Annotated in this window: 23 protein-coding genes; 8 read left to right on the forward strand and 15 right to left on the reverse strand. The window is 63.0% G+C overall.

The annotated features are described in order from the left end of the window. Nucleotides 1-23: 23 nt before the first annotated feature. From R1H25_RS11625 to R1H25_RS11645, 5 genes are all read right to left on the reverse strand, one after another. Entirely contained in the window at nucleotides 24-536 is a 513-nt protein-coding gene (locus R1H25_RS11625; RefSeq protein ID WP_317223646.1) for a hypothetical protein, read from the reverse strand. A gap of 32 nt (nucleotides 537-568) precedes the next feature. Next, on the reverse strand, nucleotides 569-1,072 hold the full coding sequence (locus R1H25_RS11630; RefSeq protein WP_049449454.1) for a hypothetical protein: 504 nt from the start codon (nucleotides 1,070-1,072) through the stop codon (nucleotides 569-571). Between the two features lie 19 nt (nucleotides 1,073-1,091). After that, nucleotides 1,092-1,943 carry a DUF2145 domain-containing protein gene (locus R1H25_RS11635; RefSeq protein ID WP_317223647.1) on the reverse strand — a complete coding sequence of 284 codons (852 nt, stop codon included), beginning with the start codon at nucleotides 1,941-1,943 and terminating at the stop codon, nucleotides 1,092-1,094. A 48-nt stretch (nucleotides 1,944-1,991) separates the two neighbouring features. Beyond that, entirely contained in the window at nucleotides 1,992-2,222 is a 231-nt protein-coding gene (locus R1H25_RS11640; RefSeq protein ID WP_317223648.1) for a hypothetical protein, read from the reverse strand. Between the two features lie 246 nt (nucleotides 2,223-2,468). Further along, nucleotides 2,469-3,464, reverse strand: coding sequence for a mitochondrial fission ELM1 family protein (locus R1H25_RS11645; RefSeq protein WP_317223649.1), 996 nt, complete (start codon nucleotides 3,462-3,464; stop codon nucleotides 2,469-2,471). Between the two features lie 120 nt (nucleotides 3,465-3,584). On the opposite strand from R1H25_RS11645, the gene R1H25_RS11650 reads away from it, so the two are divergent. Both R1H25_RS11650 and R1H25_RS11655 read left to right on the forward strand, forming a co-directional pair. Next, the gene (locus R1H25_RS11650; protein ID WP_049449362.1) at nucleotides 3,585-4,175 is read left to right on the forward strand and encodes a malonic semialdehyde reductase; all 591 of its coding nucleotides are present in this window, start codon (nucleotides 3,585-3,587) and stop codon (nucleotides 4,173-4,175) included. A 74-nt stretch (nucleotides 4,176-4,249) separates the two neighbouring features. Continuing rightward, a complete protein-coding gene (locus tag R1H25_RS11655) occupies nucleotides 4,250-4,957 on the forward strand; it encodes a YceI family protein (protein ID WP_197565120.1) in 708 nt (235 codons plus the stop codon). Between the two features lie 372 nt (nucleotides 4,958-5,329). Here R1H25_RS11655 and R1H25_RS11660 read toward each other — a convergent pair whose 3' ends face one another. Beyond that, entirely contained in the window at nucleotides 5,330-5,731 is a 402-nt protein-coding gene (locus R1H25_RS11660; RefSeq protein WP_317223650.1) for a hypothetical protein, read from the reverse strand. Between the two features lie 209 nt (nucleotides 5,732-5,940). On the opposite strand from R1H25_RS11660, the gene R1H25_RS11665 reads away from it, so the two are divergent. Beyond that, a complete protein-coding gene (locus R1H25_RS11665; RefSeq protein ID WP_317223651.1) occupies nucleotides 5,941-6,774 on the forward strand; it encodes a hypothetical protein in 834 nt (277 codons plus the stop codon). A gap of 105 nt (nucleotides 6,775-6,879) precedes the next feature. Here the strand turns inward: R1H25_RS11665 and R1H25_RS11670 are convergent, their stop codons facing one another. Together R1H25_RS11670 and R1H25_RS11675 are read right to left on the reverse strand one after the other, a co-directional pair. Beyond that, nucleotides 6,880-7,677, reverse strand: coding sequence for a siderophore-interacting protein (locus R1H25_RS11670; RefSeq protein ID WP_317223652.1), 798 nt, complete (start codon nucleotides 7,675-7,677; stop codon nucleotides 6,880-6,882). A gap of 59 nt (nucleotides 7,678-7,736) precedes the next feature. Then, nucleotides 7,737-8,297, reverse strand: coding sequence for a PadR family transcriptional regulator (locus tag R1H25_RS11675; RefSeq protein ID WP_154329191.1), 561 nt, complete (start codon nucleotides 8,295-8,297; stop codon nucleotides 7,737-7,739). Nucleotides 8,298-8,842: 545 nt separating this feature from the next. On the opposite strand from R1H25_RS11675, the gene aceE reads away from it, so the two are divergent. The 3 genes from aceE to R1H25_RS11690 all read left to right on the forward strand — a co-directional run bounded on the left by aceE (nucleotide 8,843) and on the right by R1H25_RS11690 (nucleotide 14,471). Further along, complete coding sequence (aceE, locus tag R1H25_RS11680; RefSeq protein ID WP_317223653.1) at nucleotides 8,843-11,530, forward strand: pyruvate dehydrogenase (acetyl-transferring), homodimeric type; 2,688 nt, start codon at nucleotides 8,843-8,845, stop codon at nucleotides 11,528-11,530. 108 nt (nucleotides 11,531-11,638) lie between these two features. After that, nucleotides 11,639-13,801 carry a DEAD/DEAH box helicase gene (locus R1H25_RS11685; protein WP_100477448.1) on the forward strand — a complete coding sequence of 721 codons (2,163 nt, stop codon included), beginning with the start codon at nucleotides 11,639-11,641 and terminating at the stop codon, nucleotides 13,799-13,801. Beyond that, nucleotides 13,779-14,471 carry a DUF2290 domain-containing protein gene (locus R1H25_RS11690; RefSeq protein WP_317223654.1) on the forward strand — a complete coding sequence of 231 codons (693 nt, stop codon included), beginning with the start codon at nucleotides 13,779-13,781 and terminating at the stop codon, nucleotides 14,469-14,471. The genes R1H25_RS11685 and R1H25_RS11690 overlap by 23 nt, the downstream gene beginning before the upstream one ends. A 639-nt stretch (nucleotides 14,472-15,110) precedes the next feature. On the opposite strand, the gene R1H25_RS11695 is transcribed toward R1H25_RS11690, so the two are convergent. From R1H25_RS11695 to R1H25_RS11715, 5 genes are all read right to left on the reverse strand, one after another. After that, nucleotides 15,111-16,025 (reverse strand): HNH endonuclease signature motif containing protein, encoded by a 915-nt coding sequence (locus R1H25_RS11695; RefSeq protein ID WP_317223655.1) that lies wholly within the window; start codon nucleotides 16,023-16,025, stop codon nucleotides 15,111-15,113. 624 nt (nucleotides 16,026-16,649) lie between these two features. After that, nucleotides 16,650-17,018 (reverse strand): hypothetical protein, encoded by a 369-nt coding sequence (locus tag R1H25_RS11700; RefSeq protein WP_171956374.1) that lies wholly within the window; start codon nucleotides 17,016-17,018, stop codon nucleotides 16,650-16,652. A gap of 484 nt (nucleotides 17,019-17,502) precedes the next feature. After that, complete coding sequence (locus R1H25_RS11705; protein WP_317223656.1) at nucleotides 17,503-17,718, reverse strand: hypothetical protein; 216 nt, start codon at nucleotides 17,716-17,718, stop codon at nucleotides 17,503-17,505. A gap of 91 nt (nucleotides 17,719-17,809) precedes the next feature. Continuing rightward, complete coding sequence (locus R1H25_RS11710) at nucleotides 17,810-19,135, reverse strand: XVIPCD domain-containing protein (protein WP_317223657.1); 1,326 nt, start codon at nucleotides 19,133-19,135, stop codon at nucleotides 17,810-17,812. Between the two features lie 22 nt (nucleotides 19,136-19,157). Then, on the reverse strand, nucleotides 19,158-20,027 hold the full coding sequence (locus tag R1H25_RS11715) for a hypothetical protein (RefSeq protein ID WP_317223658.1): 870 nt from the start codon (nucleotides 20,025-20,027) through the stop codon (nucleotides 19,158-19,160). A gap of 215 nt (nucleotides 20,028-20,242) precedes the next feature. Between R1H25_RS11715 and R1H25_RS11720 the strand changes: the two genes are divergently transcribed. Beyond that, entirely contained in the window at nucleotides 20,243-21,169 is a 927-nt protein-coding gene (locus R1H25_RS11720) for an XVIPCD domain-containing protein (protein ID WP_317223659.1), read from the forward strand. Nucleotides 21,170-21,335: 166 nt separating this feature from the next. Continuing rightward, nucleotides 21,336-22,481: a YncE family protein gene (locus tag R1H25_RS11725; RefSeq protein WP_317223660.1), complete on the forward strand. Its 1,146-nt coding sequence runs from the start codon at nucleotides 21,336-21,338 to the stop codon at nucleotides 22,479-22,481. A gap of 68 nt (nucleotides 22,482-22,549) precedes the next feature. Here R1H25_RS11725 and R1H25_RS11730 read toward each other — a convergent pair whose 3' ends face one another. Next, the gene (locus R1H25_RS11730) at nucleotides 22,550-22,942 is read right to left on the reverse strand and encodes an XVIPCD domain-containing protein (RefSeq protein WP_088479466.1); all 393 of its coding nucleotides are present in this window, start codon (nucleotides 22,940-22,942) and stop codon (nucleotides 22,550-22,552) included. A gap of 76 nt (nucleotides 22,943-23,018) precedes the next feature. Next, a complete protein-coding gene (locus R1H25_RS11735) occupies nucleotides 23,019-23,498 on the reverse strand; it encodes a nuclear transport factor 2 family protein (RefSeq protein ID WP_317223661.1) in 480 nt (159 codons plus the stop codon). Nucleotides 23,499-23,501 lie beyond the last annotated feature (3 nt).

The following is a 23,501-nucleotide window of genomic DNA, read 5'->3' on the forward strand; positions in this document are numbered from 1 at the left end:
AAGCCAAAACCGGTCGTTCAGCTTTACAGCGCTTCGCTCATCACGTCGCCAGCGGCGTAGGCGGTGGGCACGTAAGCCAAGGCCTGGCCCTGTGCGCTCTTCACGGTCCAGCCGGCACCGGTCTCGGTGGGGTCGAAATGCACCTGCTGGCCGACCACGAAGGCTGCTGTCTGGTCTTCATGCACGCGCGCCGGCCAGCGCAGGGTGGCGGTCTGGTCGGCCTTGTCAGGCACCTGCAGCTGCACCTGGCGTTCGCCGGCTGGCGTCGTCTCCACCTTCTTCACTTCCATTGGCGGCAGTGGCACCGCCTTGGTGCGTTGGGCTTTCTCACGGCGTTCGCTGGCCTTGAACGGCGCCTTGGACAGTTCGGACAGGCCCGCCGATGCGGCAAGAGGCACCGAGACCACGATCACCGAGGTGATCAGCACGCTGGCCTCGCTGCTGTTCAACTGCGGCGCGGCGCCGGCATGGACGGTGGGCACCACCAGTGCCGAAAGCAGCAGGGCAGTGGCGGGAACGCGCAGGCAACGGAACATGGAGACCTCCTGGTCAGGATGGGGACGGCGGCTCAGCGCCGGGTATCGAAGATGTCGCGCGGGCCGGTGGCCTCGGGCAGGTATTCCAGCGGGCGACCCTGGTTGTCCTTCAGCTGCCAGCCCTGATCGTTGCCGGTCGGCTCGAAGTTCACGGTCTGGCCCACGCTGAACTGCACGGCGGGATCGCCAACGCCGCGCGGGTACTGCATCGAGGCGGTGTTCTGCGGGTTGTTGGCATCACGCAGCAGCACTTCGCGGCGGCCGTCGACGGTGGTGGCGATAGCGCTCACCTCCATCTGCGGCAGCTTGATCTGCTGCTGACGGGCCAACGGGCGACCCGCATCGGCCGCATCCTGCGCTTCCTGCGCTGCAGCCGCACGTGCCGAGGTGACCATCTGCGTGGACATTTCGAGGCTGGGCCCCTGCGGACCCGGGTCATGGATGATCACGATGCGGCGTTCGGCATGGGCGGCATTCGCGGCGAACAGGCTGGCGACGAACACCATCGACATCAGGGAAGGCAGTAGCGGACGCATGTCGTTCTCCTCGCGGGATTCAGGGCGTGGCGGCGGCAGCGCCGGCCACCGGCACATGGGGGATCACCAGTTCCTGCTGCAGCTGGCTGCGCTGGTGCAGGAAGTCGAACACCGATTCCACCGTCACCACCGAATAGTTGCCGGAGATGCGCTCGCCGGCCGGATGGTCGGTGGTGGTGGCATTGGCTACGAACAGGCGCGCACCCACGCGCTTGCCGAGGCCGATATGCAGCACGCTGGGCTGGTACTTCTGCTGGCGCAGCCACTGCTGCGCCTGTTCGCGCTTGACGATGGCCGGCGCGCCTTCGGTCTGCGCCATCGCCGCGGCCAATACTTCCAGCACCCACTGGTTGGAGTTCTGGTAGTCGGTTGCGAACGGGTAGGCAACCACGTTGTACTTCGTTTCGTGCAGCGCCCTGGGCTGGATCGACGGCGACACCAGCATTGCGCGCAGTGCCGCACGCAACGGTGCCGACGGCACGCCGATGCGCAGGTCGGTATGGCCACCGCTCTCGCCGACGAAGTTGCCCAGCCCTTCGTGGAACAGCTGTGAGCTGTCGGTCTTGCAGCGGTTGAGCAGGTGCATCGCGCGCCAGCGGCCGTCGTCCTCACGCAGCAGGAACGCCAGGTGGCTGTGGCGCAGGCCATAGCGGCTCAGGTCCTGGCCACCGCGTGCGGCGACCACCACGTCCACATCGGGCAACGCGTCCAGGCGCTCGGCGGTGGTCCAGGCCACGTCCAGCATCGCCGCCTGCGACGCCACGCTCGGGTAGCGTTCGCGGCACTCGGAACTGTTGGCCCAAGCGGGCGCGGTCACCAGCAGGCTGGCGATCAGCAGCACGGCGCGGGGCAGGCGGGAAAAACGATCCATGTCGGTACCTTCAGCGGCGGGCAGGCCCGCGCGCCGATCATACGCTGCTCAGCGCAGTGGGCGGTCCACGCCCTTGCGCTTGAGCTCGCGGTCGCAGGCATCACTGATCGGCGCGATCGGCAGCGGCGGGCGTTCGCCCGTCTTCGGATCTCGCAGCGCCGGCTGCTCGCGGTATGCATCCAGCTGCTGCTGGCACTGGTAGGAAATCGGATCCAGCTCGGTGGGCGAGGTGGAGCAGGCAGCGAGCAGGGCCAGGGACAGCAGGAGCAGGGTGCGCATGAAGACGTTCAGCGTGATGGGGGAGGCTGGACTCTAACGGTGCGGGCGGATCGAAATGTTCAGAAATCGCTGCGCATCGGGGTAACGGAGGGCCGGACCACGGCGGGGGGCTTGGGCCATGTCGGGCGCTGGGCCACGGCGGAGGGGCTTGGGCCACGGCGGGGTAGAGTCGACTGGTAGTCGACTATCGCGCGCAGCGCGGGGTTTTCAACGGTATCGCCAACAGCAGTCGACTCACAGTCGACTCTACAACTCCTTCGCTCTTTTCCCGGGCTCTTGCGAAAAGCCAAGCCGCGCTTTCACTTCCGCCGCTACCCGCGCGGTTTCGCGCAGTGGCTCGATGCGGTCGTACTGCCAGTCCAGCCAGTGCGCCTGCAGCCGCCCGCGCTCGCGCAGCTGCTGCTGGAAGCGTGCCAGGCGGCCTTGCGCGGTATCGGCCAGCGCCACCATCACCGGCATGCGCGTGGCGCAGGCTTCGGACAGCAGGTTCACCGAATCGGGCGAGACCACCACCCGGTTGGCCCAGCCGAGCAGGCCGCCATAAGGATTCGTACCGTCGCCGCCGTCGCCCCAGATCACATGCGGCAGGTCGGCGAAGGTCGCACGCAGAATCTCGGCCAGCGCCGGCGGCGTGCGTCGCGAGGTGGTGGCCAGCAGGCTGCCGCCCTCACTGCGGATCTGCTCGGCCAGCGCCCGGAACACGCCCACCATCGCGGTCTCATCCCAAGGCGCCAGCGGCGTCGGCCCGCCCACCAGCAGCGCGGTGCGCGGGCCGGGGAGGGTACTGAAGCCCGCGAACGCGGCGCGGCCCCAGGCCAGCCAGTCGTCGTCCACCGGGTTGAGGCTGCCGAGCAGGGTCAGCACGTTGCTGCCACGCAGGGCATCGTGTTCGGGCACCACCACCACGTCCCAGTGGCGGGCACTGATGCGCGGGTCGAGGATCTGCACCACCTGGCTGCCACGTGCGCGCAGCACGCGCAGCGCGCCGGCGGCCTGGCGGCCACAGCCGATCGCCAGCGCCGGGGCCTCGGCGGCCAGTGTCGCGAAGGCCTCGCCGTAGCCGTTCACATCGCCCGGCAGCCGCCGCGGCGACAGCCAGCGCCAGGGAGCGCGGGGCTGCAGGACCAGCGGCCGATGGGTGCCTTGGCGCAGCGCAGAGGCCAGCGCGACCGCCTGGCGGACATTGCCCGCACGGCCGTCCGTGACCGTCCAGGGCGCACTCGATCGTTTCACCTGTGGCATTAATTCGTTTCAGCCCTGCTGGGTGTTGCAACAGTCGCGACACTCTACACTGCGGCTCGTCGATTCGCCCCGCGCCGCCCGCGGGCACTGACTTCCTTTCGCCGCCCTGGAGATCCACCGATGTCCCACGCGCTCGACGCTGCTGCCCTCGACCAGCTGTTCCGTACGGCCCGTACCCAGAACGCCTTCCTCGACAAGCCCGTCCCGGCCAGCCTGCTGCAGGAACTGTACGACCTGGTGAAGTGGGGCCCGACGGCTGCCAACACCACGCCGGCCCGCTTCGTCTTCGTCACCTCCAAGGAAGCCAAGGCCAAGCTGGCCCCGGCCCTGTCCGAAGGCAACCACGACAAGACCATGGCTGCCCCGGTCACCGCCATCATCGGCTTCGACCTGGACTTCCACGAGAAGCTGCCGTACCTGTTCCCGCACACCGATGCCAAGGCCTGGTTCGACGGCCCGCAGGAAGGCCGCCACGAAGCCGCCCTCCGCAACGGCAGCCTGCAGGGCGCTTACCTGATCCTGGCCGCACGCGCGCTGGGCCTGGATGCCGGCCCGATGTCGGGCTTCGATGCGGCCAAGGTGGACGAAGCGTTCTTCGCCGGCACCTCCATCAAGTCGAATTTCCTGGTCAACCTGGGTTACGGTGACCCGGCGGGCCTGTTCCCGCGTCTGCCGCGCCTGTCGTTCGACGAAGCGGCGCGCATCGCGTAAGTCGCTGTATCGGTTTCGGGCCGTCACCTTGGCGGCCCTGTTGTCCCCACCCTACGATCCGGAGAGTTCCTGAGATGAGCGCCACCCGTAAACTGCTGCTGCCGCTGGCCCTGACCCTGGCCATCGCCGCCTGCTCCAAGCCGGCCGACACCGCTGCCCCGGCTGCCGATGCCGCCGCCCCGGCCGCCACCGAGCAGGCCGCCACCCCGGCTGCCGATGCCGCTGCTGCCGCCCCGGCCGCCGAAGCGATCAAGATCGCCTCGGGCACCTACAAGCTGGACCCGAGCCACACCGACGTGCTGGCGCAGTGGAGCCACTTCGGCTTCTCCAACCCGAGCGCGCACTTCGGCAACGTCGAAGGCACCCTGGTGTACAACGCCGAAGACGTGACCAAGTCCACCGTGGAAGTGAAGCTGCCGCTGAGCGGCCTGAACAGCTTCACCGCCAAGTTCGACGAGCACCTGAAGAGCGCCGACTTCTTCGACGCCGCCAAGTTCGCCGATGCCACCTTCAAGAGCACCAAGGTGGAAGCGGCCGGCACCAACAAGCTGACCGTCACCGGTGACCTGACCATCAAGGGCATCACCAAGCCGGTCACCCTGGACGTCACCGTCAACGGCGGCGGCGAGCACCCGATGGCCAAGGTTCCGGCCGCCGGCTTCGATGCCACCACCACCCTGAAGCGCAGCGATTTCGGCGTCGGCGCCTATGCCCCGAACGTCAGCGATGAAGTGAAGATCCGCATCACCACCGAAGCCACCGGCGAAAAGCCGGCTGCTTGATGCATCCAACTCACTCGTCGTGAGAAGGCAGAAGGCCCGCTGAAAAGCGGGCCTTCTTTTTTGGGCGTGGGGGACGCCTTGGTAGGCGCCAACCTTGGTTGGCACACGAGCACTCCGCAGGCCAACCGAGGTTGGCCACTACCGGTTCATGCAGGGCGGGAGAATGCTTTGGCCACTACCGGTTCATGCAGGGCCGGAGAGTGCTTTGGTAGGCGCCAACCTTGGTTGGCACACGAGCACTCCGCAGGCCAACCGAGGTTGGCCACTACCGGTTCATGCAGGGCCGGAGAGTGCTTTGGAAGGTGCCAACCTTGGTTGGCACACGAGCACTCCGCGGGCCAACCAAGGTTGGCCACTACCGGGTACGCGTGTTCAGCGCAGCGCGCCCAACCATGCCACGCACGCTTCGCTCGGGCTCTGCTTGGCCTTCACCGTCATGCCGCTCACACGCACGAAGGTCTGCGCGGCCTGCGCCACCACCTGGCGTGCGATCAGCGCCGCCTGCTTGGTCGCGGCCTGCTGCTTGCGCAGCTGCACGATGTTGATCGACGGCCGGCCCACCGGCGCGTACTTCTGGTCGCGGCGCAGCACGTCGGCCACCTGCGCAACCTCGAATTCGGCCTGCAGGTAACGGTGCTGTGCCTCCACCAGCTCACGCAGCGGCGCGCGCAGTGCAGCGGTGTCGGCGAAGGCGGACAGTACCGCGTCGCAGGCGGCGTCATCGGCGAAACGGGTACGCAGCGCGTCCACGCTGGCCAGGGTCAGTTTGGCCATGTGGGCCTCGTTGCTGCAGGAAAGGAGCGCGATTGTCGCATTGCTTGCCGGCTGATGCGTTGAACCAGGTGGCGGAATCCCTGTAGAGCCGAGCCCATGCTCGGCTCATCGCGCGCAGCGCGAGGGTTCTCCGATGGCGGAACGAAAAGCAGCCGAGCGTGGGCTCGGCTCTACAATGGCCCGCTGTATCACCCACGGAAGGAAGACCCATGCAGGACGCGCAGTACTGGTTGAACGAATTCTGGTCGGGCCTGAGCGTGCTCGATCTGGTGGGCGGCAGCGTGCTCGGTACGCTGCTTGGCCTGGTGCTGGGCATCCTCGGCTGGCGCTGGCTGCACCGCCGTGGTTGGTTGCAGCGGCGCAAGCGCTGGCATCACTGGCTGCTGGCCAGCTACGTGGTGCTGCTGCCGCTGGCCACCGCCTTCTTCGGCCTGCAGCTGGGTTTCACCGCTGGCGCGCACCGCGCGCTGTTCAAGCAGCTGGATCATTTCCAGCCGCACCTGCAGACCCTGGTGGAAGGCTGGAGCGAAGGCTTTACCGATTCACTGGACGACCCGCGCATGCGCGAGGCATTGCGCAGCCAGGGCACGGTGGGCGATGTGGCCGACACCATCGCCTCAGCCTACCTCAGCGAACATCCGCTGCCTGGCCTTGATCGTCTTGGCAACGGTCCGTTGGCACGCGGCACCGGCTGGGTGATCGGCAAGGTGCGCGAAGGCCTGCTGCGCGGCATGGTGGAAGACACGCTGGTGGACAAGGCCGGCACGATTGGCTTGGAGCCCAAGGTGGTGCGAGAGGCACTGACCATGCACGTGGATGAGCTGCTGCACACCCGCGGCGTGCTGCGGCTGGTGAAGGCACAGATCAACGGCATGATGCCCGGCGTGTACTTCGGGCTGCTGTTGCCGCTGCTGATCATCGCGCTGCTGGTGGCGCTGGAGATCTGGGCCGCGCAGCGGTTTGGGTGGGCGGGGCAGGTGGCCAAGCCGCCGGTCGCGGTCCCTCCTGTAGAGCCGAGCCCATGCTCGGCTCATCGCGCGTAGCGGCGATGGGGTCATCGGTGGCTGAGTGAAGAGCAGCCGAGCGTGGGCTCGGCTCTACACAGTCAAGGGCGGGCGGACCAACGGTCCGCATCCGCCATCTCTTGATCAATCGCCGTCGGTTTCGTCCGGGTGGGCCTTCCAGTAGCCGGTGGAACGGATCCAGTCGCGCGGCACGCCCAAGTGGCCTTCGATGAACTTGCGCATCATCCGGGCGCGGCGCGATTCGGTGGCGATCCAGTAGAAGACATCGCCGTCCGGTGCCTCGAAGTCGGTCAGCATGTCTTCCAGCAGCGTGCTGCTCGCTGCCGGGAAGCCATTGCGCTCCAGCCAGTGGATGCGCACGTTCTCGTACTGCGGCAGGTCCTGGCGTTCCGCTTCGTCGCTCACTTCAATGAAAGCCTGCACCTCGGCACCGTCCGGCAGCACGTCCAGCCAGCGGGCGATGGCCGGCAGCGCGGTTTCATCGCCGATCAGCACATAGGCGTCGTAGCTGTCGGCCACCACGAACGAGCCGCGCGGACCGCCGATCACCAGCACGTCGCCCGGCTGGGCCTGCTCGGCCCACGGCCCGGCAATGCCCTGGTCGTGCAGCACGAAGTCGATGGCCAGCTCGCCGGTTTCGTGGTCCCACCAGCGCGGGGTGTAGTCGCGGGCCGGCGAGGGCTCCTTGCCGGCCGGATAGCTGCGGCCTTCGGCGGTGAGCACCGGCAGCACCATCTCGCCACTGGCATTGGGGAAGAACAGCTTGATGTGGTCGTCGGCGCCGGGCGAATCGAAGCCGGCCAGCTCGTCGCCGCCCAGCACCACGCGGCGCATGTGCGGGGTGACTTCTTCGGTGCGCAGCACGGTCAGTTCACGGAAGCGCACATCCAGGCGCAGGCGCGTGTTGTTGTGTTCGGTCATGGGGTTACCTGTAAAGGTGTCGCGCAGTGCTGCGCGGCGTAGGGGAGACCTGGCTGGAGTCAGTCTGGCTGGGTCGTTGAAATGGGTGGGCTCTCGCTACCGGCCGTACCGTTGAGCAGCGCAGACGCCCGCGTCAGCAGCGCCGCCACTTCTTCCGCCTCACCCTCGGCCCAGCGGCCGTGGTGATGCACCAGCGCCCGCTTGAACTCGCGCAGGGCCGCGGCCAGCGGCGGCGGCAGCGAGGCCTTGGTGATCTCGCGGGCACGGTCGAAGGCACGTCGTTGCGCCAGGCGCACCTGGGTGCGCTGCACCTTCAGCTCGAACTCGCCGGCGGCGGTGATGCGGAAGATCCGCTTGCCGTCCACTTCCTCGGCCTCGATCCAGCCGGCTTGCTCGAAGCTGGCCAGCAGCGGGTACATGGTGCCGGCGCTGGGCGTGTAGGCCTGCATGAACTGGTTGCTGATCAGCTGCATCAGCTCGTAGCCATGGCGGGGTTGCTCGCCGATCAGGGCCAGCACCAGCAGGCGCAGGTCGCCGCGGCTGAGCACCCGCGGCTGGCCGTTGCGGCGCGGCACTTCCGAATGGGTGGAACGGGCTCTGGGAGAAGCGGTGCGGCTCATTTCGATATATCGGTAAACGAGTGTGCAAACGATATATCGATATATCGAAGACGACAATCATCGATCCGGCCACAAGCAGGTCCGTTTTGGGCCATGGCCGGCCGCGCGCACAGCAAAAGGGGCGCCCCTTGCAGGGCGCCCCGGCGATGCTGTGGAAGGGAGCAGGGCCACCTGGCCCCTCACTCGCGGTCTACCCTGGGCCCAAGGCCAGCGCCGATCCAGAGGCGGGTGCGACACGTTGTCGCCGGTTCAGCGCCAGCGCCGGGGCACTCGCGAGCAGGTTCGCCACGCTGCCCTACAACCGTCATCGGCAGCGGTAACACTGCGTCCTGCGCATGGGCGCAGCGGTCCGGAAGCGACACCCTGCGCAGCCGCCAAGGCCCGCCGCAGGGCCGTCAGCGGGCCCGGCAAGCCCCTTGCGGACACTGGCCGGTTGCATCCATACGCCTGCGTAGCCAAGTGACGAAAGCCCTTGGTGCGCTACACTTTGCGGTCTAGAAATCTATACAACAGTCGCGCGCGTGCGTGCGGTTATGGGAGCGCTAATGAACTGGTTGAACGAGGTGCTGAACAACGACCCGAATCCTGTGGAAACCCAGGAGTGGATCGAGTCGTTGAAGGCCGTTATTGATGTCGAGGGCTCCGAGCGCGCGCATCAGCTGCTGGAAGGCATGGTGGAACTGACCCGTCGTTCGGGCGCTTACCTGCCGTTCTCTCCCACCACCGAATACGTCAACACCATCGAACCGCAGTTCGAGGCCAAGAGCCCGGGCAATGCCGAGCTGGAATGGCGCATCCGTTCGATCATCCGCTGGAACGCGATGGCCACCGTGGTCCGCGCCAACCGCAAGCCGGGTGACCTGGGCGGCCACATCGCCTCGTTCGCCTCCGGCGCCACCCTGTACGACGTGGGCTTCAACCACTTCTGGCGCGCCCCGAGCGAAAACCACCCGGGCGACCTGCTGTTCATCCAGGGCCACAGCGCTCCGGGCATCTACGCGCGTTCCTTCCTCGAAGGCCGCATCAGCGAAGAGCAGCTGGACAAGTTCCGCATGGAAGTGGACGGCGGTGGCCTGTCCTCGTACCCGCACCCGTGGCTGATGCCGGACTACTGGCAGACCCCGACCGTGTCGATGGGCCTGGGCCCGCTGGCCGCCATCTACCAGGCGCAGTTCATGCGCTACCTGGAAAACCGTGGCCTGATCGAGAAGTCCGACCGCAAGGTGTGGTGCTTCATCGGCGACGGCGAGAGCGACGAGCCGGAAACCCTGGGTGCCATCGCCCTGGCCGGCCGTGAAGGCCTGGACAACCTGATCTTCGTGGTGAACTGCAACCTGCAGCGCCTGGACGGTCCGGTGCGCGGCAACGGCAAGATCATCCAGGAACTGGAAGGCGTGTTCCGTGGTGGCGGCTGGAACGTGATCAAGCTGCTATGGGGCGGTTATTGGGATGCCCTGCTGGCCAAGGACAGCGACGGCGTCCTGAAGAAGCTGATGATGGAAACCGTCGACGGCGAATACCAGAACTGCAAGGCCTTCGGCGGCGCGTATACCCGCGAGCATTTCTTCGGCAAGTACCCGGAAACCGCTGCGATGGTTGCCGGCCTGAGCGACGACGACATCTGGCGCCTGAACCGTGGTGGCCACGACCCGCACAAGGTGTATGCCGCCTACCACCAGGCCGTGAACACCAAGGGCATGCCGACCGTCATCCTGGCCAAGACCGTGAAGGGTTACGGCATGGGCAGCGCCGGTGAAGCGCTGAACCCGACCCACCAGACCAAGAAGCTGGACGACGAAGCGGTGCGCCACTTCCGCGACCGCTTCAACATTCCGGTGACCGACGCGCAGCTGGCCGACGGCCAGGTGCCGTTCTACCACCCGGGCGCGGATTCGCCGGAAGTGCAGTACCTGCAGGAACGCCGTGCCGCGCTGGGCGGTTACCTGCCGCAGCGCCGCCGCAAGGCCGACAAGACCTTCGTGGCGCCGAAGCTGGAAGCGTACGAGCGCCTGCTGAAGAGCAGCGGCGAGCGCAGCTACTCCACCACCATGGCCTTCGTGCAGAGCCTGAACATCACCCTGCGTGACAAGGAACTGGGCCCGCACATCGTGCCGATCGTGGCTGACGAAGCCCGTACCTTCGGTATGGAAGGCCTGTTCCGCCAGATCGGCATCTACGCGCCGTTCGGCCAGAAGTACAAGCCGGTGGACGCGGACCAGCTGATGTTCTACCGCGAAGACCAGAGCGGCCAGGTGCTGCAGCAGGGCATCAGCGAGCCGGGTGCGATCAGCTCGTGGATGGCCGCCGGTACCAGCTACTCGGTCAGCAACGTGCCGATGCTGCCGTTCTACATCTATTACTCGATGTTCGGCTTCCAGCGCGTGGGCGACATCGCTTGGCAGGCCGCCGACATGCGTACCCGCGGCTTCCTTCTGGGTGGCACCGCCGGCCGCACCACGCTGAACGGTGAAGGCCTGCAGCACGAAGATGGCTTCAGCCATCTGGTGGCCGGTGGCATCCCGAACGTGCGCAGCTACGACCCGACCTTCGGCTTCGAAGTGACGGTGATCCTGCAGCACGGCACCAAGCGCATGATGGAAGACCAGGTTGACGAGTATTACTACGTCACCCTGATGAACGAGAACTACACCCACCCGGAAATGCCGGAAGGCGCGGCCGAAGGCATCGTCAAGGGCATGTACCTGCTGACCGACGCCGGCAAGCCGAAGAAGGGCGAGCTGCGTGTGCAGCTGCTGGGTTCAGGCACCATCCTGCGCGAAGCCATTGCCGCCGCCGAGCTGCTGGACAAGGACTTCGGCGTGACCGCCGATATCTGGAGCTGCCCGAGCTTCAACGAACTGCGTCGCGATGGTTTCGACGTGGAACGTGCCAACCGCCTGCATCCGGAAGGTGAGCAGCGCAAGGCCTACGTGACCGAGCTGCTGGAAGGCCGCCAGGGCCCGGCGATTGCCGCCACCGACTACGTGCGTGCGTATGCGGACCAGATCCGTGCGTTCGTGCCGATGTCGTACACCGTGCTGGGTACGGATGGGTTTGGTCGTTCGGATACGCGTGCCAACCTGCGCCGGTTCTTTGAGGTTGACCGCTACTACATCGCGCATGCCGCGATTGCGGCCCTGGCGAAGGAAGGGAAGATGACCGCGAAGGATGTGGCCCGGGCGATCAAGCAGTACAAGATTGATCCGGAGAAGGCTAATCCTGTTGGGGTTTGATTAGGCGTAAACCGTTTATTGAAGAGGGGAGGCATTGGCCTCCCCTTTTTTTTGCGCGAAGATGGGGCTGCAGGTATTGAGACCTTTCGGAAAAAGGGATGCAAGCTTATGGCGCTTGAAGTGATTCTAACGACTGATCGCTACGAGAAGGATGTGGCGGGCCGCGAGCTGCTGGAGTCCCTCCAGTCTTCCCAAATGGGGAGTTCACTTGACGAGGCGGTCTTTTATTACGACTTCCCCACCTATGGAGACTATGAGGCGCAAATACACACCCCCAGCGCCTTGCTGTTGAGTCCTACCCACGGGGTTCTTGCTATAAGAGCGCTTAGTGCTATTGAAATGGCTTCAGGCAACAACGGAGCATTGGCCGATATCGAAGATGAGATATCACAGTTCTGCAGCATTCTAATTGGACGCCTATTGAAGAGCAGGCAGTTGCGGCGCGCTGTTTCGTCATTGAAATTCGACGTAACCCCTGTGATCTACGCACCAGGCTGGCAAGTTCCGGCTACTGTGAGCAGCCAGGTGGAACTTCCCTTAATAACCTCAAGAGAGCGCTTGAGGGACTTTATTCAAGAACAAGCTAGTGCTGGCGGTTTAAGCGAGCAAGACATGGCTGAGGCAAGATCTGTAGTGGAGGGGGCCAAAGCGCTTACCAGGCCGATCAAGCGAGCGCTTACTGATCCAAATACTCAGAGAGCAGCGGCGGCTCTTGTTCGTCTCGAATCGGATATCGCGAATTTTGACGAGAAGCAAAGAAGGGCTGCTCTTTCCACGGTGACGGGGCCTCAGCGGATAAGGGGCCTTGCAGGATCGGGAAAGACGATCATCCTGGCAATGAAAGCCGCACATCTTCACCTTACGCATCCTGATGCCAGGATATTGGTCACCTTCTATACGAAGAGCCTCAATGAAACGATTCGCAATCTGATTACAAAATTCTACAGGCACTATAAGGACGAGGATCCCAACTGGACTCTGATCCATGTCCGTCATGGCTGGGGTGGAACAAGGTTGCCCGGCGTGTATCACGATGCATGCATTCGCGCAGGTTTTGATTCGCTTAGTTTTCCGGCTGCGCGTCAATCTTCGGGTGCAATGGATCCTTTTGATTATGCATGTGCAACCTACTTAAAAAACGCTACGGGCGATCAACAGTTCTATGATTATTTCCTGATTGATGAGGGGCAGGATTTCCCGTCTAGCTTCTATCAGCTTGCCTACGCTGTGACAAAGGGGGAGCGAGATAAAAAGAATATTGTCTGGGCCTATGATGAGCTTCAGAATATTCTGGACGTAAAGATCCGTTCTCCAGAAGAGCTATTTGGGTCGGATGAAAAAGGCGCGATTGTCTCACTGGACCGAGCTTCCGCGAATCTCCCTAGAGGAGCAGAGAATGACATCGTCCTAAGTAAGTGTTATAGAAATCAGAGAGAGGTATTAGTTGTAGCTCATGCTCTGGGGTTCGGTATCTATGGCCAGATGGTCCAAATGCTTGAGAGCGCAGATCACTGGGGTGACGTCGGCTATGAGATGGTTAAGGGGAATCTGGATGTTCCCGGCTCAAAAGTCATAGTGAGACGCCCCGCATCGAATAGCCCACTCTCAATTGGAGATGTTGAGGGTTACCCGATTGTCGATAAGTACGTGGCTTCATCGCTCGACGCAGAGATTAGTTGGGCGTCGTCGCAAGTGAAATCCTTCATTGCAGGTGGGCTGAATCCGCATGACATAATCGTTGTGTGCCTGGATGACAGGAATGTTAGGCACTATTTTAAAGAAATTAGCTCTGCTCTCGCGATTGCCGGAATCAGTAGTCACAATCTTTCCGCAGATTCATATTCCGACTTGCCCTTCTTTGCTGAGGGACGCGTGACTCTGTCCACGATTTACAAGGCGAAGGGGAATGAGGCTCCTGCTGTGGTTGTTGTTGGATTGGATGGAGCGGGGCGTAGGACGCGATCTGGCCGAAATAAAGTTTTCACCGCTCTCACTCGATCCAAAGCTTGGATCAGAGTGAGTGGAATGGGGGAGGTTGCCGCGGGCCTGATTGGCGAAATTGATCTTGCTTTGAAAGAATTTCCGGAGCTGAAGTTCGATATGCCGGATCTCAAGACAATTAATATTGTTCAGAGAGATCTCGGGAAAAAGCAGGTTGCAATCAAAAAAATTAGGGATCAGTACCTCAGGAAGTTGCGGGAGGAAGGATTCACTGAAGACGAGGCTTTGGATCTTCTGGAGGAAGGCGATGGATCGTCGCGCGGTCGTTGAAGGAATATATGCGAGCTGGAGATTCTTTGAGGGGAGTCTGATGGCGGAGAGTTTTGCCAGTCCTGATCCTCTGTCCGTTGATTTAGAGTTTCGCGAAATGATAATGAGTGATTGCGCCACTCATGAGTCTTTATATTCGTACTGTCTACGCAAATCTTATTTTAATATTCTTCTTTATGATCATTCGTTCTTTCAGTTTGGATGGTCGTCTTATGATAATGTTAGGTTTGCGTACTATCCAAATCCGTACGTTTCAAGCAATCAGGCTCTTGGTAAGTTTAGAAAGTATAAGGGCATGCTGGAGGGTGGCCTGTTGCAGGATGAGGATTTTGGGCAGCTAGTAAGTGCATTAACTTATCGTGGTAGCGTTCCTATATTTAGGTATGAGAATGCTCCAGATCAGTACGTTCCTTTAACCCACCCGTGCTCCCATATGCATATCGGAGTTCATGGTGAAAATAGATGGGCGCTGCGCCGGCAGCTAACTCCATTGGCATTCTCAATGCTAATTGCCAAACACTATTATCCTGTTGAATGGGGTCTGGGAGTTAAGGTGGGGGCGATGAATGGTGAGAATAGCTATGAAGCTGATCTGGTAAATGAACGAAAGAAATGTAGGATAGTTTCCCAGTTTTCCCCAGAGGAAGAGCTCGCGTTCCATTGGTTTTGATTGTAATTTCAAGTGAAACTGGCCATAAAATTGTTGGGTGCTCCCAGGGGGGGTAATAGCTGGGCTCTGATTGTGGAAATCATGAGGATTCGTTTCGTTTTTCCTGGAAGCTCCGGGTCATGAGATGCCGCTCTGCTTCCGTATCGCCCCCCCATGCGAGGCAGTCTTGCAAAGGTGAGAGAAAGTAGAGCTAAGTGGGAACAGAGGAGATGGACCGCCGTTAATGGCGGAAAGCTGCGGCAGGAACAGTGGCCGGTGAGCTCGAGGCGAGCCGGGCGGCTGTATCAGGACGCCAAGTTGCAGGTGCGTCGATGCAAGCTGAAGGTCGATGCAAGCAGAAGAAGGTGCAGCTGGGCGAACTCTAACCGTTGCTCAGGCCGGAGGCCGCCAACTGGGTTTGGTCGATGGACTTGGTCTTAGATCGCAATGCCGAGGGGAATATGCTCAGGGAGCCGATCATTGTCGATGAGGCCAATCGCGAGGCGTTGGCGATCGAGGTGGAGCGGGGCCATCTAGGCTATGGTGTGGCAAGGGTGATGGATAGTCCCGCACTGACCCGAGACTTGCCGCAGGTGGTCCCAATTAACAAGGGCAAAAGTCTGACGGCGGGAAGGCAGGCACTACGAGGAAACTTGGACTCTAAGGAGCTCCGCTACCGTAGGCGTGGATACGTCGGGGCATATCAAAAACAACGTCTCGGTGAAAATCCAAGAAGCTGAGCTGTCTCTGGGAGAAGAGTCCACGCCGCAGAGATGCATCTAGGTTCAGACCGATTCTACCCTTAACGTCGGAGGGTAGGTCATTCGAAACGAGCAAGCGACCGCTCGCCGAAAAGCTAATCCACCCCCGATCAAACAGCAGGTCCGCATGCGGAGCCAGCAGAAGCCCGTTCTCGCCATCAACGCGCTCGCTATGAGTGCTATCTGCCCACGGTTTGATATGACTCGCGCGAAGGAACCTTAGATCCTCAATGCCAGTCAATCGGCAACCCTTCTCAACGCCAATCAGCCGCTCACGGAAGAGGCGTTGCTTCGTCCGCACTTCGGTTTCGCGTTTTGTGGTGGTCTCGCCTGCGCCATCGATAGCGGCATCGATCTCGGCTTGGTCCGTCTCACCTGCCGCGAGCCCCAGCGAGGCTTCCAGAGATTTCAAGCGGAACACGATGGCAGATCTTGGCTGCCCTTCTCGATCCGGCATGCCAGGTTGGACATAGGAGGATTGGCACATAAACCTACCAAGGTATCGATAGGGCCGCCCCTTGCCCATCATCTGAAACACTACTAGCGTCTTGCCATCTTTGACGTGCTCGCCGATCGCTCGGTTGCCCGCCACGTACTTCATGTCTCCGACTTGACCCTCGCCGAAGTAATGAAAGACTTCGTCGTCGTCCCAAAAGTCATGGTATCCGTGAGACACGCCGGCCTCGCCAGTGAACGCGATGACTAGCGGATGCTCCTTGGGTGTCGAAATGCCGCCTTGCTGTTGCCCGCCAAATACACCGTGGATCTGCTTTTGACGGTTGTAGAGCGCGCCCACCTCGAATGGGAGTTCCATCCTAGATCTCTGTCCCAGAAGCTAAGTGCCCAGGATTCTAGCCAGAACCAGGTTCCTTGCGCCATTGATTGACGCGTTTGGCTGCCGGGGCAGGGTGCAGATGGGGACCTACTTGGGCACAGACCTAGGGCAGCTGTTCTCAGGTGCGCTCAGGTTCCTCCTGCGTCTCTCTGGTGAGCCCCATCCATCTTTCCAGCGCTGTAGCTCCATTACATCGCTTGCGACCGTAGACATAGTGACTATCAGAAGACTCGGCCCAGAGTTGTCCACGAACAGAACGGCATCGCCGCGTACGCTGATATCAAAGAAGCGTCTACTGGAATCATGCTTTCCGACGATGACGCCTTGGCAAGCCAATGCTTCGGCGAAGCTCTCGGCTTCGGCCTGAAACAGGGCAAACTCCGAGTCAGTGAGTCTTGGGTAGTTCTCAAGACTCATTGTGGTGGCTGGCGCGTACGTCCCTCCAATGATCATTCCCAATAGCGCTGCCGTCGTCAGGGCAAGCAAAGTCCGGCTCGGCATAGTGAGGCCAGTGCTGGAGGCTAAAGGCTCAGACAGCGGAGAATGCTTCGGACCGTGCATACGATCCGCGCATTGCATTCGATGTGCGCAGCGAGGCGCGCTCTACTCCCGCACATGCAACCGCTCAGCCACCTGCGCAGTCAACGCCACACACGCCATCTTCAACCCTTCCATCACCCGGTCTCCCAAATACTCTTCGGGCGCGCCGTTCTGCCGAGTCCGCTCCGCAGCCAGCATCAGCTCCGCTACCACACGCAGCCCCGCCAATGCGCAATCCGCATCCGCCAACTGAAGGCACCGCCCAGGCAGTTGATGCCGCTCCGGCCAGGGCTGGCCGTCCGCAGCTGCACCGGTGCCGATACGGCGTAGCGTGGCGACGAAGGCGTTGGGATCGACGGACGGTTCGCGCTCGGGTTCGGCGTTGTCCGGATCGTACTGCGCGTGCAGGGAACGGAAGTCCGATGTGTTCATGGCAATGCTCCGTACAGGACAGATAGCAGCGCCACCAATAAAGGTGGCGGACGGTGCGGGCTCGAAAACCGGTAAATGCCAGACCGGCGGGTCCGAAGACCCCCACGCACCGCCCGCCATGGAACGCGAACGGATTGCCAGCCGACGCCACACAAAAGGTGACGTCGGCTGGCAAGCGCATACAGCTGGCATAAACACGGGTTTTCGAGTCCCGCGCCACCCTTTTTCGGTGGCACGCCAAGGTGTACTCGCATGGTTGCGAGATGCCAAGAAACCGTAGGCCGAAGAGGCCCTAAATGCTGACGCTTACGGCATTGTTGCATGGCACGCCGTCAGCGGAACCCTTGCGGTGCAGTGGTTTCGGCCGGTGTTAAGTTACCGCTCGCATGCGCATTGAAAAGCACGGTTTGCAGAGGGTCGGGGTCTCAAAAGCGACAGTCCGCCCGCAGGTCTGAGATTCGAAGCGTGCCGATTGCGACACAGCTTAACTTTGCAGCGCCACGCCAGGCCGTGGCCACAGCGCATCGTCGCGCTCCAAGTCGTAGTCGCTGCCGAACGCCAGCGCCGCCTCGCGCGGCGAAAGGTCTGCATAGCAGCCCAGCAGGTACTCATCCATGCCGGCGTCGCCATGGTCGATGGCGAACAGGTAGAGAAGCTCCTTGTCGAAGGCTTCCAGCCATGCAGGGTCGATCTTGGTCATGGTCATCCTCCCGAAGCAGGGGAGGATGACCTTGGGAGGTCTCACAGACTGCGATCTCTGGCGCCGAGGGAGGTCGCCTCAACCCGGGCGATCAGCCCATGCGCATGGCATGGCTCTGCTGCTCCTGAGTACGTGCGTCCAGCGCCTGCTGCTCATTCTGACGGGCGAGCTCGCGCTGGTCGCTAACCACAGCCAGTTGCTGCAGCGACTCAGCCACCGGCGTTTGCGCAGCCACGGCAGTGGGCATGCCTGCACGCAGGTGGGCGGGGTCAGATAGGTCGCCTTGTACAACAAAGATCGTGTGACCCGCCGGCTGATTGGCCGTGGCGTTGCTCAGCACCACATGGTCCACCTGTTCCAGACCCTGCTCGCGTGCCTTCACCGTCAGGCTGGCCGCGAGGTTCTCGCTGGTCGCGTCGAAGGGGCGGCCGTGTTTCTCGTCCAGTGCAGCGACGCCCTGGCGAATCTGCTGGTGAAGCGCGTAGTCCGGGCTGCCTGGCGCTATCGCCGCGATTCGGCGTCCTTCCGTAGAGAGAGGCTCGGGCTCCTGCGTAGACACCACGCGCGGGCTCTTGGCGATCTCTCTGTAGGGATCTTCAGGATGAAACTGCTTCGCCTTGGCCTCCCGCTCCAGTCGAACCTCGCGAGTCTCGTTCAACGCGGAAATCTCGGCGGGATCGGTCTCTTTGGTTGTCCTGTCCATCGGAGGAACGCCCACTGTGCGATTCCAGCTGCCGTCCTTTGGGTCGTAGCTGTGATAGTCGAACTTGGTACCAATCACGTTCGGATCGACGGCGTCACGCTGCAGGATCGCCGCGCCCTCGAACTTGCTCAGCTCAACGAAGTAGAAATGCCCGGCGGGCTGCGGCATATCGAGGTGCACGCTGACCGCCGTCTTGCCGGCACGGAATGCGCCGGCAGCGCTGTTGTCCAGCATGTTCTGCCAGACCTTCTCGGCTGCTTGCTCGCCGCGTCTATGCTCCGTGGACAGCAGCAGCAAACGCGGCGTCCAGCAGTTCACATTGAGGTCGTTCTTTTCGAACGAAACATCGTGGGATTTGAGCGTGCTCGTATAGGGCAGGTTGAGTGCCAGATCGGGCCTGCCGGCCTCCACCCAGCTTCTGCGTTCCGCCAGGTCATTCCTGATCAGATCCTGGCCGAAGGTTTCTTGCTTGCGCTCGGTGAACGCTACGTTCTTCTCGTTGCCGAACAGCGTGGCCTGTTGCTCGGCAACGGCGGTTGCAAAGCTGTTGGCCACCCGGCCGGGGAGGCTGTCGTTGCGCACAACACCCAACGCCAGCAGGCCGTAGCCATCATTGTCGGGAAGCTGCGCGAGATAGTTCCAATAAAGCTCGCGATTTCCCTCCTTCGCGTAGGAGGACAGGACACGAATGTCCTTATCGGTAAGTCCGCTCATGGTTCATCCTTGAGATGCGGTTTTACGGCTGAACGCGATATCGGCTCAGAAGGTCACGCACGCTGGTTTCCAGGCGCTGCCAGTCGCTCAGCATGACCCGTGCATAGTTCATCTCGATGGCGATGCTGTCGCCCAGGTCCACGATGGAATGGCGGCACATTGCGATCTGGCCTTCGCCGGCGCGTTCAAGTGTCTTGCCCTGAATCGTGAGCCCGTCAGGAATGCGGTCTGCCGGGTCGCAGCTGATGAAGGTTGCCAGTTGGCCATCTGTGGCGCGCGCGACATACCAGTCTGGTTCCATCCCCGGGTTGCGCACGTAAGGCCTGCCCAGCGCGGCCTCCGAATCCTTCGCATAGGCTGCCATCAACGATGGGTCGATCGCATACGGCGTCAGACCCCAGCGTTCGGGTTGTGCAACACGCAGCGCAAGGTTCTCTACCGGGTCCCTTCGCTCCAGTGATCCCGGCGCGCTGGCGGCCTCACTGCTAGACCGACGTGCCAGATAGTTCTGGATGGGAACGCGATCGATGTATCTAAGCTCGACCAGCACCTGCCGTCGGCTGTCCTGCGTGCTGCGCACCGGGCGATTTCCCGGAGGCGCTGCATCGAAATCAGGCCAGAACACGGTGAGCATGACGCCCCCATCGGCCAGGGGGCCCGTCTGGTTGTAGTAAAGGTTGGCCGGGAACATGAAGCGGTGCGGGCCAAGCCGAGCTTCCACCGGCTGCGTCGTGTAGGTCTGTCCGCCCACCGTACGTGGGCTGGTTGCGCTTTCGGACATGGGGGTTCCGTTCGGGGCCTTTTCCGTGGATGGGGCCTTCGCGCAGGCGGTGGTGCTCAGCACGGCCACCAGGGCGAAGGAGGCAAGCCGGCAAGCCGGTGCTCTGCTCATGGGCGATTCCCTTGCATGATCGAAACGACTATAGAACGGTGGAATGGCAAGCTCCAGTCGCCGCCGGGATCTCGCTCACGCGCAGGCCGATTACTGCACGCTGGCTCACAAATTCAGCAAGCCGCGATCGGCCTCCTCTATTCCTCCACCTGCCCGCCATCCCACCTATGCCATCATCCGCTCAGGACCGCAGCACCCATCAAGGCTGAACAGGCATGGAGCAGGCAACACGCTACACCGCAACGCTTTATCTGGCCGCCCCCGGCACTCCGCTGAAAAGTGGGGGCATTTCGCCGCGCGGCCACATGTACCTGCAGGTGGCCGCGGGCGACGAGGCCCACAGCTACGGCTTCGCACCACCGCGCCAGGCACCGGGCGAAATCCGCGCCGGCGTGCAGTATGCGCAGGTGCGCCACGACGATGCCGACGAGCATCTGGACCCGTATTACAGCCGCACCCTGGAAATCACCGAGGAGCATTACGGCTGCCTGCGTGATTTCGCCGAGGAACCGGCCGAGTTCGAATTCGATGTGGATCGCCCGGCCACCATCAACCGTTGCAGCGATTTCGTCTGGGCGGCGCTGCATTACGCGGGCCTGCATCCGCTGCCGGCGCCGCTGGACGGCGGCAGCAACCTGGGCGAGTTCGCGGTGCTGTTCAACCTGCCGGAAATCCAGTGCATCGCCCCGCCCTTCCCGGGCAGCGATCTGAATGCTGAAACCCATCACGCGATGCCCGAGCGCGAGGCCGAGCACCATCGCCAGGGCGATCGTGCCAGCGACGAACCGCCGCCGACGCCGATTGAAGTGGCCGGCACGCTGCTGGACCCCTCGCATCCAGACCACCGCCTGTTCTCGCAGCTGATCCAGAAAGTGGCCGAGTTGGACGCCGCGCACGGGCGCCCGTTCGATGCCGCCAGCCAGCGCATCAGCGCCAGCCTGCTGGTGCTGGCCAAGCAGAACAATCTCTCGCGGGTGGACCACGTGCTGCTCAGCCGGCCGACAAAAAGCAGTCATGCAGCCGAGAGCATCTTCATCGTGCAGGGCGATCGCAACGACCCGGGGCACCGCCGCGCCAGCATCGCCACCGAGGTGGCGGCCACGATCGATGTGGCCGATTCGCTGCGGTTGAAGGAGCAGTAACCCGCGCGTCTGCCATACGCGCGCAGACGCGCGCCACGCCCCCCACCTGCTACCATTCCCCCGCAACCCCAGCCAGCCCACCCTGCGCAGACAGATGCGGGGCGGGCCGTCGCAGTACGGCCCAGCGAGCCAGGACACCTTCCCGTGCCCATTCAAGGACGCTCGCATGTTCCGTAATCCTCTTTTCCGCTCGGCCGCGCTGGCCGTTGCCGTTTCGCTCAGCCTCGGCGCGCCCTCGGCGTTCGCCGACAACGCACCCGCCGCCAGTGCTACCGCCGCCGTGCAGCGCCAGGCCGTGGCCAAGGGCCTGTACGAGCTGGCCTACAGCCCGAAGCAGAACGCCGTGTTCGTGGCCTCCTCCGGCGGCTTCGGCGATGACGCCGGCCCGGCCCAGGTGCTGCGCCTGAACCCGACCACGCTGGCCGTGGAAACCCGCATCCCGCTGGAGCGCAAAGCGTTCGGCGTGGTGCTGGATGACGCCCACAACCGCCTGTACGTGGGCAACACCGTGGACCTGTCGGTGACCGTGGTCGACACCGCACAGAACAAGGCCGTCGGCACCATCCAGCTGATGGAGAAGAAGACCGGCAAGGACGGCAAGGCTGCTTACACCCACGACCTGCGCGAGCTGGTGGTCGACAGCGCCGCCAACCGCCTGTACGTGACCGGCCACAGCAGCCAGCCGGACGTGAGCAGCGTGCTGTTCGTGATCGATACGAACACGCTGAAGGTGATCAACACCATCGACGGTTTGGGCAATGCCAAGGCGCCGGGTCTGGCGCTGGATGCGGCCAACAAGCGCGTCTACACCAGCAACCTGCTGGCCGACCTGGTGGTGGTGGGCACCGATTCGAACAAGGTGGTGGCGCAGCACAAGATCGCCGCCGAGCAGCCGATGAACATCGCGCTGGACCCGGCCGGCAAGCGCCTGTTTGTGACCGACCAGGGCTCGGAATTCCTGCGTGGCTACCAGGCCAAGAGCAGCGGCCTGGTCAGCAAGCATCCGGGGCAGCGCGTGCTGGTGCTCGACCGCAGCAACGGCAAGGAACTGGCCAGCATCCCGACCGATGCCGGCCCGCTGGGCATCCTGCTGGATGCACCGCGCAAGCGCCTGTACGTGACCAACCGTGAAGCCGGTACGGTGACGGTCTACAACAGTGACAGCTACCAGAAGGTGGCCACCTACGCCGTGCCGACCCACCCGAACAGCCTGGCGCTGGATGCGAAGAACAACGTGTTGTTCGTGAGCATCAAGAACGGCGAGAAGGACGACAAGGGCGCTGACGAGAGCGTGGCGCGCATCCAGCTGTAACTGCGGTGCCCAGGCTGTAAACGCGGGGGCAGGGCGCAATGCGCTGCCCCCTTTTCAAGCTGCAGCGTTTACCCCAGCCGCGGCGCGGGATTCTGCATTTCCTGCGCTTGGGTTTCGACCTGCTGCTGCACACCCACCCCCAACTTCTGCATCGACTGCTCCACCGGCGTCTGCGCCGCCACCGCCGTCGGCATCATCGCGCGCAGGTGCGCCGGATTGGCCGGGTCGCCCTGCACGACGAAGACGTTGTGCCCGGCCGGATGCTGGGCCGTGGCGTTGCTGACCAGCACGTGGTCGACCTGTTGCAGGCCCTGCTCGCGGGCCAGCACGGTCAGGCTGGCGGTGAGGCGTTCGCTGGTCTGGTCGAACGCACGGCCGTGCTGGGCATCCAGTGCGGCCACGCCCTGGCGGATCTGCTGGTTGAGGCCGTAGTCGGGGTGGTTGGGGGTGATCTCTGCCATGGCCATCGAACGGTAGCGGTGAGTCGTGGGTGAACCCCCCAAGTATAGATCCGGCCCGTGAAGCGCGCCCGAGGGGTCAGTCCGCCGGCCGATGGTCGTAGCTGATCACCCGTTCGGCCAACCAGCGCCCGTCCACCCGACGCCAGACCTGGATGAAGCGGGCTTGGCCCACCCAGCGCTCCACGCCGTCCTTGCCGCGTTCATGGAAGCGGTGGTCGCCGATCTCCAGCGCCCGCTCGTCGTGTAGCGGGAACACCTGCAGCGAAGGCTCCACCCGCTCGCGGCGCAGGCTCCAGCCGCCCTTGCGCGCATTGCTGCACATGTTGGCCACGCTGCGACGGAAGTCCTCGCGGCTGCTGGCCGACTTGCCATCCTTGTCATGGAAGAACTCCATGTCCTGGGTGGTCATCGCGGCGGCCTTGTCGGCATCGCAGGCCTCGAAGGCGGCGGCGAACAGCTGGGTGTCGGCCTGGCGGATCTGCTCGCGCAGGTCATCGGAGGACACGGGTGCGGCGGCGAGGCCGGCGGCCAGCAGGGGCAGGGTGAGCAGCAGCATGGC

This window comes from Stenotrophomonas veracruzanensis, from assembly GCF_032911525.1.
GTDB classification, from domain to species: Bacteria; Pseudomonadota; Gammaproteobacteria; order Xanthomonadales; family Xanthomonadaceae; genus Stenotrophomonas; species Stenotrophomonas africana.

Bases quoted from the DNA above. Each gene is read 5' to 3' on its own strand.
- R1H25_RS11625 (WP_317223646.1), bottom strand. From the start codon at position 536: ATGTTCCGTTGCCTGCGCGTTCCCGCCACTGCCCTGCTGCTTTCGGCA.
- R1H25_RS11630 (WP_049449454.1), bottom strand. From the start codon at position 1,072: ATGCGTCCGCTACTGCCTTCCCTGATGTCGATGGTGTTCGTCGCCAGC.
- R1H25_RS11635 (WP_317223647.1), bottom strand. From the start codon at position 1,943: ATGGATCGTTTTTCCCGCCTGCCCCGCGCCGTGCTGCTGATCGCCAGC.
- R1H25_RS11640 (WP_317223648.1), bottom strand. From the start codon at position 2,222: ATGCGCACCCTGCTCCTGCTGTCCCTGGCCCTGCTCGCTGCCTGCTCC.
- R1H25_RS11645 (WP_317223649.1), bottom strand. From the start codon at position 3,464: ATGCCACAGGTGAAACGATCGAGTGCGCCCTGGACGGTCACGGACGGC.
- R1H25_RS11650 (WP_049449362.1), top strand. From the start codon at position 3,585: ATGTCCCACGCGCTCGACGCTGCTGCCCTCGACCAGCTGTTCCGTACG.
- R1H25_RS11655 (WP_197565120.1), top strand. From the start codon at position 4,250: ATGAGCGCCACCCGTAAACTGCTGCTGCCGCTGGCCCTGACCCTGGCC.
- R1H25_RS11660 (WP_317223650.1), bottom strand. From the start codon at position 5,731: ATGGCCAAACTGACCCTGGCCAGCGTGGACGCGCTGCGTACCCGTTTC.
- R1H25_RS11665 (WP_317223651.1), top strand. From the start codon at position 5,941: ATGCAGGACGCGCAGTACTGGTTGAACGAATTCTGGTCGGGCCTGAGC.
- R1H25_RS11670 (WP_317223652.1), bottom strand. From the start codon at position 7,677: ATGACCGAACACAACAACACGCGCCTGCGCCTGGATGTGCGCTTCCGT.
- R1H25_RS11675 (WP_154329191.1), bottom strand. From the start codon at position 8,297: ATGAGCCGCACCGCTTCTCCCAGAGCCCGTTCCACCCATTCGGAAGTG.
- aceE (WP_317223653.1), top strand. From the start codon at position 8,843: ATGAACTGGTTGAACGAGGTGCTGAACAACGACCCGAATCCTGTGGAA.
- R1H25_RS11685 (WP_100477448.1), top strand. From the start codon at position 11,639: ATGGCGCTTGAAGTGATTCTAACGACTGATCGCTACGAGAAGGATGTG.
- R1H25_RS11690 (WP_317223654.1), top strand. From the start codon at position 13,779: ATGGATCGTCGCGCGGTCGTTGAAGGAATATATGCGAGCTGGAGATTC.
- R1H25_RS11695 (WP_317223655.1), bottom strand. From the start codon at position 16,025: ATGGAACTCCCATTCGAGGTGGGCGCGCTCTACAACCGTCAAAAGCAG.
- R1H25_RS11700 (WP_171956374.1), bottom strand. From the start codon at position 17,018: ATGAACACATCGGACTTCCGTTCCCTGCACGCGCAGTACGATCCGGAC.
- R1H25_RS11705 (WP_317223656.1), bottom strand. From the start codon at position 17,718: ATGACCAAGATCGACCCTGCATGGCTGGAAGCCTTCGACAAGGAGCTT.
- R1H25_RS11710 (WP_317223657.1), bottom strand. From the start codon at position 19,135: ATGAGCGGACTTACCGATAAGGACATTCGTGTCCTGTCCTCCTACGCG.
- R1H25_RS11715 (WP_317223658.1), bottom strand. From the start codon at position 20,027: ATGAGCAGAGCACCGGCTTGCCGGCTTGCCTCCTTCGCCCTGGTGGCC.
- R1H25_RS11720 (WP_317223659.1), top strand. From the start codon at position 20,243: ATGGAGCAGGCAACACGCTACACCGCAACGCTTTATCTGGCCGCCCCC.
- R1H25_RS11725 (WP_317223660.1), top strand. From the start codon at position 21,336: ATGTTCCGTAATCCTCTTTTCCGCTCGGCCGCGCTGGCCGTTGCCGTT.
- R1H25_RS11730 (WP_088479466.1), bottom strand. From the start codon at position 22,942: ATGGCAGAGATCACCCCCAACCACCCCGACTACGGCCTCAACCAGCAG.
- R1H25_RS11735 (WP_317223661.1), bottom strand. From the start codon at position 23,498: ATGCTGCTGCTCACCCTGCCCCTGCTGGCCGCCGGCCTCGCCGCCGCA.